Origin of the sequence: Nocardioides ganghwensis, assembly GCF_014779655.1 — a bacterium.
Lineage (GTDB): Bacteria > Actinomycetota > Actinomycetes > Propionibacteriales > Nocardioidaceae > Nocardioides > Nocardioides ganghwensis.
In genome coordinates this window covers 15,523-32,667 of record NZ_JACXYX010000009.1, presented here as the reverse complement: position 1 = coordinate 32,667, position 17,145 = coordinate 15,523, and the positions used below count along the sequence as shown (strand labels likewise).

The following is a 17,145-nucleotide window of genomic DNA, read 5'->3' as shown; positions in this document are numbered from 1 at the left end:
CCAGCCCGCCTCAGCCCGCCACCGCGGAGACGAACCCGGCCGCCAGCACCATCAGCGGCAGCAGCGCGAGGAGCGTCATCGTCTCGACGATGTCGCCCATCCGACCACGGCGTACGGACGCCGACGCCGGCACGAGGGTCAGCGAGAGCAGGACGGCGCCGATGCCGGCCAGCCCGATCGCGGCGCCGGCACGCCAGCCGTCGTGGATGAGGAGCATCGAGAGGGCGACCGAGACCAGGCCGAGGATGCCCGAGACCAGGCCCGCGAGCACCTCGGCACCGGTGCGGTACTGGCGGGTGCGGAACATGACGGCCAGGCAGCACACGGCGGCGAGGACCGTGCCGTAGACGCCGCGGCCGACCGCGAAGGGGGCGAAGAGGACGAGCAGGGTGCCGACCGTGGCGGAGACCGCGAGCAGGATCTCGTGGCCCGTACGGGCGTCGCCGGCCACCTCCTCGGGATCGATCTCGTCGGGGTCGGCGGTGATGTCGTGCAGCGAGTAGAGCTGGTCGACGTTGGTGCCGGTGACCCCGAGCGCGAGCCACGGGAAGATGCTGCCAGCCAGCACCACGAGGGTCAGCAGCACCGTGAAGACGGTGTCGGCCTCGAGCGAGGCCACCTGGATCAGGACCGAGCTGGCGACCAGGACCGCGCCCACGACGATGGCGGGGATGACCAGCGGCCGGCCGTCCTGGAGGCCCACCACGGCGACCAGGCCGACCGCGAGGACGCCGAGGCCGGCGACGAGCAGCGGGTCGGTGAAGAACGCGTCGTCCAGCGGCCAGGTCCAGCCGGGCAGGTCGCCGGGGGCCAGCAGCAGGCCCGCGACGCCGGCGTAGAGGGCGGCCAGCAGCGAGACGACCACGCCGGCCTCGGGCTCGCGCTGGGCGCGGGCGAGCACGATGCCCCCCACGACCAGCAGCGCGGCGATGACCGCGGCGGCCACGCCGCCGAGCAGGCTCTCGCCCCGGAGCAGGAGGGCCAGGGCGCCGAGGCCGAGCAGGATGCTGCCGGCACCGAGCGCCGTACGCCGGCCGGCCGCGGCCTCCCACGGCTTGAGCTCGTTCTCGACGACGTCGGCCATCGCCTCGACCACGTCGTCGTAGACACGGGGCGCCTTGTCGTCGACGCCGGCGGTGACGGTGAGCAGGCCGCCGTCCTCGATGCCCTGCATCGTCAGTCCTGCGTCGTTGGCCAGGATGCGGCCCTCCTGCGTCACCAGGCGGTAGCCGCCGTAGACGGTGGAGGCGTCGAGGAGTCCGACCGAGCGGGCGAGCTCGGGGACGAGCTCGGCGACCGGGATCGAGCCCGGCAGCACCAGATCGACGCGGCGCGACCCCGAGGCGATGGTCACCCGGACCAGGCCCGAGGCGACCGAGGACCCCTGACTCATTGGTGTTTCCCCCTGTGTGTGGTGCACCTGCGCCCGCCCGAGGGGCCGGGGCACTGAACGGGGAGCAGCCTAGGCGAAAGCGGCTCCCGGGACGCCGCGAGGCCGATCATCCCCGGAGGGACGACCGGCCTCGAGCGATCGCTGGGTGGCTCAGAAGCGGTTGGCACCGCGAGCGTCGGCAGCCTTGTACTCGGCGTTGGACGCGTCGACGCCCTGGCTGGCCTGCTGGAGCAGGAGGGTCATCTCCTGCATGGCCTGGTCCCACTTGGCCTTGGCCTGGTCGTACGCCATCTTGGCGTTACCGTTCCAGTCCGACTTGAGGGGGTTGAGGTCGTTCTCGAGCTGGTCGAGGCGGGCCTCGATCTCCTTGGCGGCCTTCATCACGTCGGCGGCACCGGCGTCGAGGCTGCCGTGCTGGACCTTGATTCCGTCGAAAGTCATGTCTCGATCTCCTAGATCTCAGATGTCGGGTGCCGGCGTCAGCCGAGACGGCCCTGGAGGTTGGCGTGCGTGGCGGACTGGGCCTCGTCGGTCGAGACGTTGTCGCGCTCGGTCTCCTTCATCGAGGCCGCGAGCTGGTCGAGGGCCTTGAGGATGGTCTCCTGCTTCTGGTCCCAGGCGATCATGAGGTTGTTGAACGCGGTGGCGCCCTGGCCGCCCCATCCACCCATCATCGTCTGGATGTTGCCGGACAGGACGCCGCACTTGTTCTTGACGTCGCCGCGGGCCTGGTCGACGAAGTCGGCGCCCTTGGAGAGGGCCTTCTCTGTCTGGCCGTACATCTCGCTCATGGAAAGATCCTTCTCCCTCGGCGGCCGAGCCGACCGAGATTCTCGTGTGTTGGTGATCCACTGGACTGTGGTCCGGTGCTCGGGGAGACGTCCCGGCCCCCCGCGCTGACGGGCATCTACCCGACGAGATCGGGGCTAAACATCACGACGTCATTTCCCACAGGCGGCGGAAGACGCCGGCCGCGACGACCGCCGAGGCGAAGGCGAAGCTGCCGCACAGCGACTCCGCGACCTCGGCCCGGCGCGACCACCACACCGAGCGCCAGCCCCGACCCGTCGCCACGGCGGCGACCAGCGCGATGACGCCCAGACCGACCACGACGTAGAAGAAGGTGTCGACGTGCCCGGCGCCCGGGCCGGCGACGAGGTGGATCGCGAGCGCCGTCAGCGCGCCGAGCCCGGCCAGTCGCAGCAGCGCACGCGCCGCCGAGTGCCGGTAGGAGCGGGCAGCGAGCAGAAGCGAGCAGCCCGCGAAGAACACCAGGCAGCGGGCGCCGATGCGGTCGAGGTCGATGCTCGCGCTGTGCAGCAGGAGCGGGCTGGCGATCACCACCGTCACCAGGATCGCCGCGGCCGCGGCCGTGACGATGCGGGAGGCCCGGCGTACGAGGCGCTCCATCGCGGCGGCGGAGACGACGATGCGGCCCCGCCGTCCCGAGCGCTGGCTGTCGCGGGCCGACCACGCCGTGACGGCGAGGCGGTCGAGGTCGAGCAGCGCGTCGTCGGGCACGTCGACCGCGAGCGAGGGCGCGAAGCGCGCGGCCATCATCGAGCCGAGGACGAGCAGCGTCCAGGCGACGCGGGCGTCCCAGCCGAGCATGGCCGGCAGGGCGCAGCAGGCGAAGACGGTGAGGCCGCTGACGATCCACACCGTGCTGACCTCGTCGCCGTCGACCGCGAGGGCGCGACCGATGCCGGCGACCACGGCTGCGGAGATGCCGGCCGCGCCGAGGATCGCGGGGAGCAGGTGGACGCCGGGCTCGTGGAGCGCGGCGAAGGCGGCGGCCGCGGCGAAGGCCGGCGCGGCGGCCGCGCGCTGGCGCGCGTGGCGACCGAACGGCAGCGCGCCCACGAGGGCGCAGGCGAGCAGCAGCGCGACCGCGACGGTGCGTACGGTCTCCTCGCCCGTGCGGGCGGCGTACCAGCCGGCGAGCGCGGCGACGAGGGCGGCGACCGTGGCGATCAGCGAGGCGAGCTCGGGGGTCTCGGGCGCGTTCTTGGCGGCCTCGAGCAGGGTCACCCTGCGCGGGCGGTGCACCCCAGTCGTCGCGACCAGCACGTCACCGGCCTGCACCCCGGCCTCCCCCAGCGGGACGGCGGCGTTGAGCCGCTCTCCGAGCGCGGTCTGCAGCAGCGGGATGCCGGTCGCGTCCCCCACCTCTGCGGCCTGCCTGGCGTACTCGCGCGCCACGTCGACCGGGGTCGCACCGGTGGGCACGACGAGGTCGAGCACCCCGGCAGGACCGTGGATGCTCAGCGGGATGGTCGCCCCAGCAGGGCTGGACATCGCGACGTCCGACACGGATTCCCCCTTCGCGTGCATCGGGCGGGCGCTTCTGCGTGCACGATAGTCGCGGCGCTGCAGGAGCACACCTATCATCGTCGCGACTTGATCGGGTGAGGCAACGGGGGATGCGTGAGCACGACACTGCGGGGCGGACAGCGGCTCGACGAGCCGGAGATGCCGGGCGGCCAGATCGTCCTCCAGCCACCGCCGGAGCTGCAGGAGGGCGAGGGCGCGGGCGGCGTCTTGATGAACGCCATCCCGATGCTGGGCAGCCTCGGCTCGATCGTGCTCGTCGCGACGATGGGCGGCGCCAACCGGAGCCGCAGCTTCCTCGCGGCCGGCATGTTCCTCTTCGCCACGCTCGGCTTCATCATCGTGCAGATCGACCGCCAGCGTAAGCAGCGCGCGCAGCAGGTCACCGGCTCGCGGACCGAGTACCTCCGCTACCTCAGCAACATCCGCAAGGTCGCCCGCGAGGCCGCCGACCAGCAGCGCCGCGCGCTGAGCTGGCACCACCCCGAGCCGTCCGCCCTGCCCTCGCTGGCCGAGGACCGGACGCGGCTGTGGGAGCACACCGCCTCGGACGACAACTTCCTGCACGTGCGCTACGGCCTGTGCTCCCAGCCCCTGTCGCTCGAGCTGGTGCCGCCGGAGAGCGCGCCGGTCGACCAGGTCGACCCCGCCGCGGCGTCGGCCCTGCACCGGCTGCTGGTCGTGCACCGCCTCCAGCCCAACCTGCCGGCGTCGATCGACCTGCGCGCCTTCGACCGGATCGAGCTGTGCGGCGGCGCCGAGGAGGTGCGCTCGACGGCACGCGCCATGATCTGCTCGGCGACGGCCTTCCAGAACCCCGACCAGCTGATCGTCGCCGTGCTCAGCTCGGAGCAGAACCTCACCCACTGGGACTGGGTGAAGTGGCTCCCCCACGCCCAGAGCACCCGGGAGGTCGACGCCGTCGGCCCGATGAGGCTCGTGTCGACCTCGCTCGACGATCTCGGCAACCTGCTCCCGCCCGACCTCAGCGACCGGCCCCGCTTCGGCGCCGACGAGCGCGCCGCGACGCCACACATCCTGCTGGTGATCGACGGCGGCCACCTGCCTCCCGGCAACCACATCGTCCCGCCCGACGGCCTCCACGGCGTGACGCTCCTCGACCTGCCGAGCCGCTGGGACGAGCTCGAGGACTCCACGCGCCTTCGCCTGGAGTTCGCCGACGCCCCCGACGAGCTCGGCAAGCGGCCGGTGCAGGCGCTGCGGCTGCGCGGCGAGCCGGTCAAGGCCCTGGCCGACCAGTGCGACATCGCCACCGCCGAGGCCTTCGCCCGTCGCATCGCCCCGCTCAAGACCGCGAGCGCCGAGTCCGCGTCCGCCGGCGGCGCCGTCGACATCACCTCGACGACCCCCGACCACATGGACCTGCTCGGCCTCGGCGACATCTTCGCCTACGACCCGGCGGCCGCCTGGCGACCCCGGCCGGCCCGCGACCGGCTGCGCGTACCGATCGGCATCGGCGACTCCGGCGGCCTGATCCACCTCGACATCAAGGAGTCCGCCCAGCAGGGCATGGGACCCCACGGCCTGGTGATCGGCGCGACCGGCTCCGGAAAGTCGGAGTTCCTCCGCACGCTGGTGCTCGGCCTGGTGATGACCCACTCGTCCGAGCAGCTCAACCTCGTGCTCGTCGACTTCAAGGGCGGCGCGACCTTCGCCGGCATGGCCGACATGCCGCACGTCTCGGCCGTCATCACCAACCTCGCCAACGAGCTCACCCTCGTCGACCGCATGCAGGACGCCCTGTCCGGCGAGATGACGCGCCGCCAGGAGCTCCTGCGCGACGCCGGCAACTACGCCTCGGTCCGCGACTACGAGAAGGCCCGCGCCAACGGAGAGCCGCTCGAGCCGATGCCGTCGCTGTTCATCGTGGTCGACGAGTTCTCCGAGATGCTCTCGGCCAAGCCGGAGTTCATCGACCTCTTCGTCGCCATCGGCCGCCTCGGGCGCTCGCTCGGCCTGCACCTGCTGCTCGCCTCGCAGCGGCTGGAGGAGGGTCGGCTGCGCGGCCTCGAGTCCCACCTGTCCTACCGGGTCGGCCTGCGCACCTTCTCCGCCGGCGAGTCCCGCGCGGTCCTCGGCGTCCCCGACGCCTACGAGCTCCCCGCCGTGCCGGGTCTCGGTTACCTCAAGCCCGACCAGTCCACGCTGCTGCGGTTCAAGGCGGCGTACGTCTCGGGGCCGCCGTCGAGCCGCACCCGGGTCACCCGCGACGAGGGCGGCGCGATCCGCGGCATCCTGCCTTTCACCATCTCCGAGGTGCAGGCCCTCGAGCCGACCGAGGACGTCACCGAGGTCGCGACGCCGCAGCCGCAGCAGCAGGGCGAGCAGCCCTCGCTGCTCGACATCGCCGTGCAGCGGATGATCGGCAAGGGACCCGAGGCGCACCAGGTGTGGCTGCCGCCACTCGACGTGCCCGACACTCTCGACGAGCTCATGCCCGACCTGGTCGAGAGCCCCGACCTGGGCCTCACGTCGCCGCAGTGGCGCAACGTGCCCGGGCTGGTCATCCCGCTCGGCACCGTCGACCGCCCGCGCGAGCAGCGCCGCGACACCATGACGCTCAACCTGACCGGCGCCGCCGGCCACGTCGCCGTCGTCGGCGGGCCGCGCTCGGGCAAGAGCACGCTGCTGCGCAGCATCGTCACCAGCATGGCGCTCGTCACGACGCCGCTGGAGTCGCAGTTCTTCGTGCTCGACTTCGGTGGCGGCACGTTCGCCCCGCTGACCCGGCTTCCGCACGTCTCCGGCGTCGCGACGCGCTCCGAGCCCGACGTGGTGCGCCGCGTGATGGCGGAGGTCGAGGGCATCGTCGACCGTCGCGAGGCCTACTTCCGCGAGAACGGCATCGACTCCATCGAGACCTACCGCTCGCGACGCACTCAGGGCCGTGCCGACGACGGCTGGGGCGACGTCTTCCTCGTCATCGACGGCTGGAGCACGCTGCGCGCGGAGTTCGACGACCTCGAGATGGAGATCCAGCAGCTCGCGGCGCGCGGCCTCACCTTCGGCCTGCACATCGTCACCGCGTCCACCCGCTGGGCCGACTTCCGCGCCGCCATGCGCGACGTCTTCGGCTCCAAGCTCGAGCTGCGCCTCGGCGACCCGCTCGACTCCGAGGTCGACCGGAAGGTCGCCGCCCTCGTGCCGGTCGGCCGACCCGGACGCGGCCTGGTGCCGTCCAAGCTGCACTTCCTCGGCGCGCTGCCGCGCATCGACGGCAAGGGCGACCCCGACACCCTCGGCGACGGCGTCGACGACCTCATCGACCGGATGGCGGCGGTGTGGAAGGGCCCGCAGGGACCCAAGCTCCGCCTGCTGCCGGAGATGGTCACCCTCGCGGCGGTCCGCGAGGACGCCGTACGCCGGCAGGTGCCGGAGAAGCAGATCCTGCTCGGCATCAACGAGAAGGAGCTCGCGCCCATCGGCCTCGACGTCGACGCCGAGCCGCACATGCTGATCTTCGGCGACGGCCAGTCGGGCAAGAGCGCGCTGCTCCGGACGTACGTCCACGAGGTCATGCGCACGCGCACGCCCAAGGAGGCGCAGATCGTGCTCGTCGACTACCGCCGGTCGATGCTCGGCGAGGTGCCCGACGAGTACCTGCTCAACTACCTCACCTCCGCCACGCAGGCCACGCCGACGCTCAAGGACATCGCGAGCTATCTCGAGGGCCGCATCCCGGGTCCCGACGTGACGCCCGAGCAGCTGCGCAACCGGTCGTGGTGGACCGGGGCCGAGGTGTTCGTCGTGGTCGACGACTACGACCTGGTCGCCACGGCGCAGTCGTCGCCCGTCTCGTCGCTGCAGCCGCTGATGGCGCAGGCGCGCGACGTCGGTCTGCACGTCGTCGTGGCGCGGCGTACGGGTGGCGCGTCCCGCGCGCTCTACGAGCCCGTCATCCAGTCGCTGCGCGACCTCGCGATGCCCGGCGTGATGCTGTCCGGCCCGCGTGACGAGGGCGTCCTCATCGGCAACCTCCGCCCCCAGCCCGCTCCCGAGGGCCGCGCTCGCGTCGTCACCCGTGACGGCGGCACCCAGACCGCACAGCTGGCCTGGCTCGACCCGACGATGTGACCGCCCGGCGTCGTACGCCGCGCGGGCCGACAGTCCTTTCCGTGCGCTTCTCGGCCGGTGCAACGGCCGAGGAGCTCGGCAACCACCGGTTGACCGGTGGTTGCCGACAGGGCCTCAGCGGCGGCCGCTCTTGAACATCCCCCGCGCGATCTCGCGGGCCGCGGTGCGCATGAAGTCCTTGAAGGCCGTCGACTTCACGACGGTCTCCACCATCGAGTCGGGTTCCGCAGCCGGCTTGCGCGTCGACTTCTCGGTCACGCGCGCGTTCTTCTGCTCGCGCGCCATCTCCTTGACGCGGGCGTCCTCGGCGGCCTTGCGCGCGCCCTCCTCGAGCTTCTTGGCGAGCAGCTCGCGGGCGGACTCGCGGTCGATGGCCTCGGCGTACCTCGCGGTGAGCGGCGAGGCGGCCACGGCTGCCTCCATGTCCGCGGCGGGGGCGGGGTCCATCAGCGACTCCGGCGCCCGCAGCCGGGTCCACGCGACCGGCGTCGGGGCACCGCGCTCGTTCATGACCGTGACGACGGCCTCGCCGATCCCCAGCGACGTGATGACCTCCCCGAGGTCGTCGTACGCGCTCGTCGGGTAGGTGTTGACGGTCGCCTTCAGCGCCTTCGCGTCGTTGGGCGTGTGCGCCCGGAGCTGGTGCTGGATGCGCGAGCCGAGCTGGGCGAGCACCTCGTCGGGCACGTCGGTGGGCGACTGCGTCACGAAGAAGACGCCCACGCCCTTGGAGCGGATGAGGCGTACGGTCTGCGCGATCTGGTCGAGGAAGGCGTCGGAGGCGTCGTTGAACAGCAGGTGCGCCTCGTCGAAGAAGAACACCAGCTTGGGCTTGTCGAGGTCGCCCTCCTCGGGCAGGTCGTGGAACAGGTCCGCGAGCAGCCACATGAGGAAGGTCGAGAAGAGCGCCGGCCGGTCCTGGAGGTTCGGCAGCTCGAGGAGGCTGACGATGCCGCGTCCGTCCTCGGTGGTGCGCAGGAACTCCTTGGTCTCGAACTCGGGCTCGCCGAAGAACACGTCGGCGCCCTGCGCCTCGAACGCCACCAGCTCGCGCAGGATCACCCCGGCCGTCTGCGGCGACAGCCCGCCGATCGTCTTGAGCTCGGCCTTCCCTGCCTCGTCGCCGGTGAGGTACTGCAGGACGGCCCGCAGGTCGGCGAGGTCGAGCAGCGGCAGCCCCTGCTTGTCGCAGTAGTAGAAGACCAGGCTCAGCGAGGACTCCTGGGTCTCGTTGAGGCCGAGCACCTTGGCCAGCAGCGTCGGGCCGAACGCGCTCATCGTGACCCGGACGGGCACCCCGATGCCCTGGCCGCCGATCGCGTAGAACTCCGTCGGGAAGCCGGTCGCCGTCCACTCCTGCCCGACGCTGGCCGTGCGCGCCGACAGCTTGTCGCTGGGCTCGCCGGGGACGCTGATGCCGGACAGGTCGCCCTTGATGTCGGCGGCGAAGACGGGCACGCCGTTGGCGCTGAGCTGCTCGGCGAGCAGCTGGAGGGTCTTCGTCTTGCCGGTGCCGGTGGCGCCCGCGACGAGGCCGTGGCGGTTGAGCATGCCGAGCGGGATCCGGACCCGTACGTCGCCGAGGTTGTCCGCGTCGAGCATCAGGCCGCCGAGCTCGAGGGCGGCGCCCTCGAAGCGGTAGCCAGCGGCGACGGCCTCCGAGATGGGGTCGCTCGGAGCGGCCGGCTCCGGCGCGGCCTCGGTCGGCGTCGGCTCTGCCTCAGGCGTCTCGGTCATGGCGCGAGCCTAACCAGCGCGTGGGACGGCGACGAGGGCGTCGATATAGTCACGGGCGTGATCTTCAAGCGGGTGGGCGACGGCCGGCCCTACCCCGACCACGGGCTGGACTCGCGCGGCTGGGCGGACCTGCCCCCGCGCCAGGTGCGGCTCGACGAGCTGGTGACCACCAAGGACACCCTCCGGCTCGACACCCTGCTCGACGAGGACTCCACGTTCTACGGCGACCTGTTCGCCCACGTGGTGCAGTGGCGCGGCGACCTCTACCTCGAGGACGGCCTGCACCGCGCCCTGCGTGCCGCGCTCCAGCAGCGCAGCGTGCTGCACGCGCGCGTGCACCAGGCGGGCGACTGATGAGCGGCGCCCTCAAGTCCGCCCTCACGCTCGCGGTCCTCGCCGTGCTGGTGCTCGTCGCGGCGCTGTGGGGCTGGGCCGCGCTGACCGAGCCGTTCCCCGAGGACGAGCCCGTCGCCATCTGCGAGGACGAGACCGTCACGGCCGGTTCGGAGGTACGCCGCGACCAGGTCGTGGTCAGCGTCTTCAACGGCAGCGGGCGCAGCGGCCTCGCCGGCGCCACGAGCGCCCAGCTCGGCGAGCGCGGCTTCGTCGCGGGCGACGTCGGCGACTCCCCCCTGCCCGCGGCCACCACCCAGATCTGGTCCTCCGACCCGACGAACCCCGCGGTCCTGCTCGTCAAGCGGCAGTTCAAGAGGGCCGAGGTCGTGCAGGGTGACGCCCTGGGCCCGGGCGTCGTCGTGGTGGTCGGCGAGAAGTTCCAGGCGCTGCGCAAGAAGCAGGTCGAGTCCGTCGTCGCCAAGGCCGACGCCACCTACTGCCGGGCCACCGGCTCGGAGTGACGCCCCGCTAGTCCTTGTCACGGCGCGACGGGTCGCCGAGCCACAGCGCGAGGCGCCCGCTCTCTGAAACCTGCCGCATCCGGGCCTCGGTGGCCTCCCTCAGCTTGCGGGGCGTGACCACCAGGAGGTCGTCACCGTGGCGCAGCACCGTACGTCGCTCCGGGACGATCACCTCGCCGGACCGGATCACCAGCGAGACGGACGCCCCCTGCGGCAGTCGCAGCTCGCCGACCTCGACGCCGTGCATCTTCGACGAGGGCGCGATCGTCACCTGGAGGAGGTCGGCGGCGATCCTGTCGAGCGGCGCGGCCTCCACGTCGAGCCCCCGCGGCTGGGAGCGTCGCGCCACCCGCAGCCGCCGCGCCACCCACGGCAGGGTCGGCCCGGTCAGGAGGGTGTAGACGACGACCATCACGAAGACGATGTCGAACAGGTCGTCGGCGCCCTCCACCCCCTCCGACAGCGGGATGGTGGCGAGGACGATCGGCACCGCGCCGCGCAGGCCCGCCCACGAGATGAAGGCGAGGTCGCGCGGTGCCATCGGCTGCACGACGCTGCTCACCAGCACCGACAGGGGACGCGCGACGAGCGTGAGGACGAGGCCGGTCACGAGCGCCTGCACGACGGTGTCGAGGTCGATCCTGCTCGGCGAGAGCAGGAGCCCGAGCATCACGAACAGCCCGATCTGTGCCAGCCACGCGACGCCCTCGGCGAACGATCGGGTCGCCACCCGGTGCGGCAGCTCGCTGTTGCCGAGGATGAGCGCGGCGACATAGATCGCGGCGAACCCGGAGGCGTGCAGGGCGGAGGCGGCGCCGTACGCGGTGAACGCCAGGCACAGCACCGCGAGCGGGTAGAGGCCCGAGGACGGCAGGGCCACCCGGCGCATCACCCACGCGCCCGCGAAGCCGCACGCGGCGCCGACGAGGCCGCCGGCGAGGAGCTCGAAGACGATGATGCCGCCGGTCTCGAGCAGCCCCGACTCCCCCACCGCGCCGGTGGAGATGATGCCCACCAGGACGACCGTGGGGGCGTCGTTGAGCCCGGACTCCGCCTCGAGCGCACCCGTGAGGCGCTTGGGCAGCGGCAGGGCCCGCAGCACCGAGAACACGGCGGCGGCGTCCGTCGGCGAGCAGATCGCGCCGAGCAGGATGGCCAGCTCCCACGGCAGGCCGAGCAGGTAGTGGGCGCCGACCGCGACCACGGCGACCGAGACCGCCACGCCCACCGTCGCCAGGGACATGCCGAGCCGGACGCTCGAGCGCATCTGCCGCCAGTCGGTGGTGAGACCACCCTCGGCGAGGATGACCGCGAGGGCGCCGAACCCGAGCGCGTGGGCGAGCTGGGCGTCGTCGAACTGGATCCCGAACGGGCCGCCCTCCCCGAGCAGCACCCCGATGAAGAGGTAGAACAGCAGCGAGGGGAGCCCGACGCCGGCGGACAGCCGTACGGCGAGGATCGCCGCCAGCGTCACGACCGCTCCGACCAGCACGAACACGTCGAGCTGGTGGACGTCGAACGTCATGCACACCTCGTGTCGCTCGCGGGTTCGGGACCGGTGTCGATCCTATCGGCCGCGACCGGCCCGGACGGCGGCCTCCGGCGGCGGTGGACGCCACCGTCGCGGACCTGTCGGAGTGCCGGCTGCGGCAGAATCAGGTCGCCGGAAGGACGTTTGGCGGACCCGGTCCCCGGGTAGGCGACCACGGACGAAAGGGTGTGATCGATGTACGGCGACACCGCAGCGGGGCGCAAGCGCGTCGCGCAGCTGCGCGAGCAGGGTGGCGACATCCGCGCCCTCGCCGCCCGTCTCGTCGCGCAGGCCGAGGCCGTCCCGTGGCACGGGAAGGCGGCCGACGCCATGCGTGAGCGCATCAAGGAGCGCGCCGACCACCTGCGCGCCGCCGCCGGCCACCACGAGACCGCAGCCGAGTCCCTGGCCCGCCACCTCCAGGAGGTCGACACGCTCAAGGAGGCGATCGACGTCCGCTCCCACAAGGCCGCCGCGCTCGTCGAGGACGCCCGTACGCGGGCCAGCGAGGCCGCGGGCCCGGACGGGTCCCCCGCCGAGAGCGACCCGACCGACCCGACCGACGCCACCCTGCTGGCCTTCGACCCTCCGCCCGCCGGCCACAAGGACTGGCTGACCGTCACTCTCCCGGGGCTCTGACATGGTGACCATCGACCTGACCACGCCCCCCGCGCCACCGACCAGCTTCCTGGACGGGATGGCCCGGCGCCTGGCCCTCACCCTGCCCGAGCTGCGGCTCGTGGCCGAGCTCGCCGGCGGCGCCCCCCTGCCGTTCGACGTGCAGCCCGACGCCGACGAGTCCAGCAGCGCCGGCTCCCTCTCGGGTCGCCTCGGCCAGGGTCGCGGCGCCGTCGAGGACACCGCCTACTCCGAGGCGCTCCGTACGCTGCACGACCCGCACGAGACGCTGCGACGCCGCGGCCTGGTGACCGACGACGGCGCCGACCCGGGCGTCGTGGGCGCGGTCGGCCTGCTGGCGACGCCCCGGCTCGCGCTCGACGTCGACGTCGCCGCGGGCGCCACGCAGGTGAAGGCCTGGCACCGCCAGGCCGGCAGCGCCGTCGCGAGCCTGTCCACGTGCGACGGCATCGTCTTCGAGCTCGCCTGGTTCCCGGTGGAGCAGTGGACCACCGAGCTCGCTCGCGTCACCGCCCCTCCGGAGGACCTGCCCATCGGCCCCTCCCAGGTGCCGGAGGTCCTCGACGTCCCCTACGCGCTCGCCGACGCCGTCGGCGAGGCCCTGCGGTCGGGCCGCTCCGACCTCGTCCCGGTGCTCGTCGGCCAGTCCGGCGGCGCGGTCGTCGCCGACGGCGACGCGCTCGGTGACGCCGAGGCCGCTGCCACCGTGTCGGCGGTGCACGCGGAGAGCCGCGGGCGCCTGCGCATCCTCGCCGCCGAGGTCTCCGAGCACGCCACGACGTCGGTCGGCGTCGTGTCCTGGGTGCTGCTCAAGGACGGCTGGCACTCCCTGACCCCCCGCCACGACGACGTCGCCCGCGTCGCCGTCGTACGGGTGGACCCCGACGACCTGGCCACCGAGCTCGCGCCCGTCCTGGCCCAGGTCACCCGCCGAGAGGAGCCGTCCACGTGAGCGACCTCGACATCCCCCGCACCCACGCCGCCGACGCCCCCGAGGACTCCTCGGCGAGCGTCGCCGCCGACAAGTACGACCAGATGCTCGCGCTGGCCGACCTCTTCGACTCCTCGGGCAACGAGATGCGCACCCGCGCCCGGCTCGGCACCGAGATCCTCGGCGACGACGACGTGGTCGACACTGCCGAGCTGTCGAGGGCCACGTGGGGTCAGGCGGAGGAGGACATCCGCGCCGCCACCACCGGCAAGCACGGCCTGCTCACCCGCTCCGTCGAGCTCGACGCCGACGCCCTCGTCGTACGCGCCACGGTGCTGACCTACCGCTGGATCGACGAGCTCCAGGAGGCCGCCTACAAGACGCTCGGGTCCATCGCCGGCCGCGCCATCGGCTACCTCGCACCCGAGGTCGCCCTCGGTGGAGCGATCGTCAGTGCCGGCCTCATCGAGACCGACACGCTCGATCGCGACGGCGTCACGGCCTACCTCAACGAGCTCGCCGAGAACAACCCCGACCTGATGGACCACCTCTCGGGCGGCGGTGGCCTGCTCGACGGCCTGCACATGCGCTCGCTGCTCACCGCGGGCGTGCTGGCCTCCGACCAGGCCAGCCACGCCGCGCGCGGCGGCCTGCGCGCCATCGGCGTGGAGCCGTTCGGCACCGACGCCGTCTCCGCCTTCCGCGACTCCGCCGGCTCCTTCGTCGAGGCCAGCGAGCCGGAGGCCGAGGTCGGCACCCGCGCCGGCGCAGCGCCGCGCTCGCTCGAGGAGCTGATGGCCAACCTGCTGGCCGAGGACCGACGGATCAGCGTGCAGCGGGTCGGTGCCGGTCGCTACATCGCCTACCTTCCCGGCACGATCGGCCACGAGCCCGGCCGGCTGCGCCTCGTGGGGGCCGACCCGACGACGTCGGCGGGTCACGTCATCCGGGCGATCGAGCAGGCCGTGACCGAGGACGACGCCCGGGTGATGCTCGTCGGCTCGGCCTCGGGCGGGACGATCGCCGCCGAGATCGCGGCGACCGCCGCGTCCGACCGCTTCGTCGTCGACCAGGTCGTCACCGCCGGCGCCCCGTCGGCCCAGGTGCCGCGCATCCCGGAGGCCACCCGCGTGCTGTCCCTGGAGGACCGCTCCGACCCCGTGGCGCTGCTCGGCTCGCTGATCAACGCCCGGACCGCCAACCGGCTCACGGTCGTCTTCGACGGCGGAGACGCGGAGGGCACTCCGCTCTACGTCGCCGGGGCGAAGGCCGCCGACACCGCGGAGCACCCCGAGCTGCGCGCCGAGATCACCCGGATGCAGGACCTCGGCTACCTGGCCGGGTGAGGCTGGACGACCTCGTGCACGAACTCGCCGAGCTGGGCGAGGTTGCGGCACTCCACCATCGGCACCACCTCGCCGTACCGGTCGGCCGCACTGTCCCCCGTGCCCCAGTGGCGCGGGTGCTCGGGGTTGAGCCACCACGCGTGGCGCGCCCGGCCGGCGAGGTCCGCCAGGACGGGCAGGGCGAGGTCGCTGTAGTTCGACCGACCGTCCCCCAGCACCAGCAGCGACGACCGCGGCCCGATCGCGTCCCCGTGCTCCTCGGCGAAGCGGGTCAGCGCCCTGCCGTAGTTGGTCCGTCCCCACAGCGCCGCCTGCGAGATGCTGGTCGCCAGTGACTCCATCACCTCGACCACGTCGGCGCCGGGCCGGAAGGTGTCGCTCACCTCGACGACGTCGTCGACGAACGTGAACGCGCGGACGCCGCTGAAGGCCTCGCGCAGCGCGAACACCAGCATGAGGGTGAACTGCGCGAAGCTGGCGACCGAGCCGCTCACGTCGCACAGCACCACGAGGTCGGTGCGGTGCGGCCGCCTGGGCCGGTGGTGGGTCTCGAGCGGCACCCCGCCCGTGGCGATCGAGGCGCGGACGGTGCGGCGTACGTCGAGGGGTCCGCGCCGCCGCGCGTGCTGCTCCTTGGTGAGGCGGGCGGCGAGCCGGCGGGCGAGGGGATAGATCTCGCGGCGCATCTCCTCGAGGTCGCTGCGGCGGGCCGCGGTGAAGTCGAGGCGGTCGATGGTCGGCCGGACGGTCACGGCGGCCACGTGCTCGGGGCCCTTCTCCTCCGCGATCCGCCGGCGGGCGTCACCCTCGACCAGCCTGGTGAAGTCGCCGACGCGCCGTCCCGCGGTCCGCTCGGCCTGGTCGGGGTCCATCCCCTCGGCCAGCAGGCCGCGCACCAGGCGCTCCACCAGCTCGGCCGGCGAGACCCGCTGGAGCGAGGTGTAGGCCGACCAGCTCGACAGCCCCGGCCCCCGGCCCGGCATCGCACCGAACCGCGCCACCGCCTCGACCGCGAGGTCCTGCAGCGCCTGCACGTCGCCAGAGGCCAGGGCGTCGGCGAGCGCCTCACGGAAGCGCTCCAGCTGCGGGCCGGTGTCCGGCGGCCCGGCGACCGGCTCGAGCCCGTCCCCCGCGACCCCGCTGCCGATGAGCCGCGGGAACCAGATGTCGAAGACGGCGTCGAAGGTGACCCGCTGCGGCTGCCTTTTCACCAGCGTCGCGGCGTACGCGGCGCGCACGGTCTCGCGGTCGTGCCACTGCACCTTCTCGAGCGCGCTGATCGCGTCGAGGCCCTCGGCGAGCGACACCGACAGCCCCGCGGAGCGCAGTGCCTCCACGAAGCCGATGTGGGTGTCGAGAAGAGTCATGACAAGGCCAGCTTGAGCTCCTTGACGGCCCGCTGCTGGTCGGAGGCGTGCTTGAGCACGACCCCCAGCGTGCGGGCGACGGTGGCCTCGTCCAGGTCGCCGATCTCCAGGGCGACCAGCGTGCGAGCCCAGTCGACCGACTCCGCGATCGACGGTGCCTTCTTGAGCTCGAGCTCGCGCAGGCGTACGACGACGTCGACGAGCTGGGCGACGACCCGGTCGTCGAGGCCGGGGACCTGGCTGGTGACGATCGCCCGCTCGCGCTCGGCGTCGGGATAGCCGAGGTGGAGGAACAGGCAGCGACGCTTCACCGCCTCGGAGAGCTCGCGGCTTGCGTTGGAGGTGAGCACGACGAAGGGTCGTCGGGTGGCGGTGACGGTGCCGAGCTCGGGGATCGTGACCTGGAAGTCGCTGAGCACCTCGAGCAGCAGGCCCTCGACCTCGACGTCGGTCTTGTCGACCTCGTCGACCAGCAGGACCGTCGGCTCGTCGCGCCGGATCGCGCTGAGCAGCGGCCGGGTGAGCAGGAACTCCTCGGTGAAGATGTCGTCGTGCACCTCGCTCCACGCGGCGTCGCCCTGGGACGCCTGGATGCGCAGCAGCTGCTTCTTGTAGTTCCACTCGTAGAGGGCGCGCGCCTCGTCGAGGCCCTCGTAGCACTGCAGCCGCACCAGCTCCGCGCCCGTCGACCGCGCCACCGCCTTGGCCAGCTCCGTCTTGCCGACGCCGGCCGGTCCCTCGACCAGCAGCGGCTTCTCCAGCGCGCCGGCGAGGTAGGCCGTGAGCGCGGTCGCGTCGTCGGTGAGGTAGCCGGCCTCGCTCAGGCGGGTGGTCGCGTCGTCGGCGGAGGCGAACCAGGTCGTCGTCACGGGGCGAGCCTAACCGTCGTCGCCGACGCCTCCTGACCGCAATCACGTC

At 72.8% G+C, this 17,145-nt stretch carries 14 protein-coding genes; 6 read left to right on the top strand and 8 right to left on the bottom strand.

The features are described from left to right. Positions 1-10: 10 nt before the first annotated feature. The 4 genes from eccD to IEZ24_RS12120 all read right to left on the bottom strand — a co-directional run bounded on the left by eccD (position 11) and on the right by IEZ24_RS12120 (position 3,706). Positions 11-1,393 carry a type VII secretion integral membrane protein EccD gene (gene eccD, locus IEZ24_RS12135; RefSeq protein WP_129454120.1) on the bottom strand — a complete coding sequence of 461 codons (1,383 nt, stop codon included), beginning with the start codon at positions 1,391-1,393 and terminating at the stop codon, positions 11-13. Between the two features lie 150 nt (positions 1,394-1,543). Beyond that, a complete protein-coding gene (locus IEZ24_RS12130) occupies positions 1,544-1,834 on the bottom strand; it encodes a WXG100 family type VII secretion target (protein WP_129454119.1) in 291 nt (96 codons plus the stop codon). A 38-nt stretch (positions 1,835-1,872) separates the two neighbouring features. Further along, a complete protein-coding gene (locus IEZ24_RS12125) occupies positions 1,873-2,184 on the bottom strand; it encodes a WXG100 family type VII secretion target (protein WP_129454118.1) in 312 nt (103 codons plus the stop codon). 142 nt (positions 2,185-2,326) lie between these two features. Next, entirely contained in the window at positions 2,327-3,706 is a 1,380-nt protein-coding gene (locus IEZ24_RS12120; protein ID WP_129454117.1) for a hypothetical protein, read from the bottom strand. Positions 3,707-3,820: 114 nt separating this feature from the next. On the opposite strand from IEZ24_RS12120, the gene eccCa reads away from it, so the two are divergent. Further along, complete coding sequence (eccCa, locus tag IEZ24_RS12115) at positions 3,821-7,819, top strand: type VII secretion protein EccCa (protein WP_242498410.1); 3,999 nt, start codon at positions 3,821-3,823, stop codon at positions 7,817-7,819. A 114-nt stretch (positions 7,820-7,933) separates the two neighbouring features. Here eccCa and IEZ24_RS12110 read toward each other — a convergent pair whose 3' ends face one another. Continuing rightward, entirely contained in the window at positions 7,934-9,556 is a 1,623-nt protein-coding gene (locus IEZ24_RS12110) for a helicase HerA-like domain-containing protein (RefSeq protein WP_129454116.1), read from the bottom strand. A gap of 57 nt (positions 9,557-9,613) precedes the next feature. Here IEZ24_RS12110 and IEZ24_RS12105 point away from each other — a divergent pair, with 57 nt between their 5' ends. Further along, positions 9,614-9,910 carry a type II toxin-antitoxin system VapB family antitoxin gene (locus IEZ24_RS12105; protein ID WP_129454115.1) on the top strand — a complete coding sequence of 99 codons (297 nt, stop codon included), beginning with the start codon at positions 9,614-9,616 and terminating at the stop codon, positions 9,908-9,910. After that, positions 9,910-10,413 (top strand): LytR C-terminal domain-containing protein, encoded by a 504-nt coding sequence (locus IEZ24_RS12100; RefSeq protein ID WP_129454114.1) that lies wholly within the window; start codon positions 9,910-9,912, stop codon positions 10,411-10,413. The genes IEZ24_RS12105 and IEZ24_RS12100 overlap by 1 nt, the downstream gene beginning before the upstream one ends. A gap of 7 nt (positions 10,414-10,420) precedes the next feature. Here IEZ24_RS12100 and IEZ24_RS12095 read toward each other — a convergent pair whose 3' ends face one another. Further along, positions 10,421-11,938 carry a potassium/proton antiporter gene (locus tag IEZ24_RS12095; RefSeq protein WP_129454113.1) on the bottom strand — a complete coding sequence of 506 codons (1,518 nt, stop codon included), beginning with the start codon at positions 11,936-11,938 and terminating at the stop codon, positions 10,421-10,423. Between the two features lie 201 nt (positions 11,939-12,139). Between IEZ24_RS12095 and IEZ24_RS12090 the strand changes: the two genes are divergently transcribed. From IEZ24_RS12090 to IEZ24_RS12080, 3 genes are read left to right on the top strand one after another with little or no spacing between them, the layout of a single operon-like run. Continuing rightward, entirely contained in the window at positions 12,140-12,583 is a 444-nt protein-coding gene (locus IEZ24_RS12090) for a hypothetical protein (protein ID WP_129454112.1), read from the top strand. 1 nt (position 12,584) lies between these two features. Continuing rightward, positions 12,585-13,535, top strand: a complete 951-nt coding sequence (locus tag IEZ24_RS12085) for a hypothetical protein (RefSeq protein ID WP_129454111.1) — start codon at positions 12,585-12,587, stop codon at positions 13,533-13,535. Beyond that, positions 13,532-14,860: a hypothetical protein gene (locus tag IEZ24_RS12080; RefSeq protein WP_129454110.1), complete on the top strand. Its 1,329-nt coding sequence runs from the start codon at positions 13,532-13,534 to the stop codon at positions 14,858-14,860. Before IEZ24_RS12085 ends, IEZ24_RS12080 begins: the two co-directional genes overlap by 4 nt. Here the strand turns inward: IEZ24_RS12080 and IEZ24_RS12075 are convergent. Together IEZ24_RS12075 and IEZ24_RS12070 are read right to left on the bottom strand one after the other, a co-directional pair. Next, positions 14,845-16,227: a vWA domain-containing protein gene (locus tag IEZ24_RS12075; protein ID WP_129454109.1), complete on the bottom strand. Its 1,383-nt coding sequence runs from the start codon at positions 16,225-16,227 to the stop codon at positions 14,845-14,847. The genes IEZ24_RS12080 and IEZ24_RS12075 overlap by 16 nt on opposite strands. Continuing rightward, positions 16,224-17,096, bottom strand: a complete 873-nt coding sequence (locus IEZ24_RS12070; RefSeq protein ID WP_129454108.1) for an AAA family ATPase — start codon at positions 17,094-17,096, stop codon at positions 16,224-16,226. The genes IEZ24_RS12075 and IEZ24_RS12070 overlap by 4 nt, the downstream gene beginning before the upstream one ends. Positions 17,097-17,145 lie beyond the last annotated feature (49 nt).

Excerpts from the sequence above, each read along its gene's own strand:
- eccD (WP_129454120.1), bottom strand. The coding sequence starts at position 1,393 with ATGAGTCAGGGGTCCTCGGTCGCCTCGGGCCTGGTCCGGGTGACCATC.
- IEZ24_RS12100 (WP_129454114.1), top strand. The coding sequence starts at position 9,910 with ATGAGCGGCGCCCTCAAGTCCGCCCTCACGCTCGCGGTCCTCGCCGTG.
- IEZ24_RS12075 (WP_129454109.1), bottom strand. The coding sequence starts at position 16,227 with ATGACTCTTCTCGACACCCACATCGGCTTCGTGGAGGCACTGCGCTCC.
- IEZ24_RS12110 (WP_129454116.1), bottom strand. The coding sequence starts at position 9,556 with ATGACCGAGACGCCTGAGGCAGAGCCGACGCCGACCGAGGCCGCGCCG.
- IEZ24_RS12125 (WP_129454118.1), bottom strand. The coding sequence starts at position 2,184 with ATGAGCGAGATGTACGGCCAGACAGAGAAGGCCCTCTCCAAGGGCGCC.
- IEZ24_RS12095 (WP_129454113.1), bottom strand. The coding sequence starts at position 11,938 with ATGACGTTCGACGTCCACCAGCTCGACGTGTTCGTGCTGGTCGGAGCG.
- IEZ24_RS12090 (WP_129454112.1), top strand. The coding sequence starts at position 12,140 with ATGTACGGCGACACCGCAGCGGGGCGCAAGCGCGTCGCGCAGCTGCGC.
- IEZ24_RS12085 (WP_129454111.1), top strand. The coding sequence starts at position 12,585 with ATGGTGACCATCGACCTGACCACGCCCCCCGCGCCACCGACCAGCTTC.
- IEZ24_RS12130 (WP_129454119.1), bottom strand. The coding sequence starts at position 1,834 with ATGACTTTCGACGGAATCAAGGTCCAGCACGGCAGCCTCGACGCCGGT.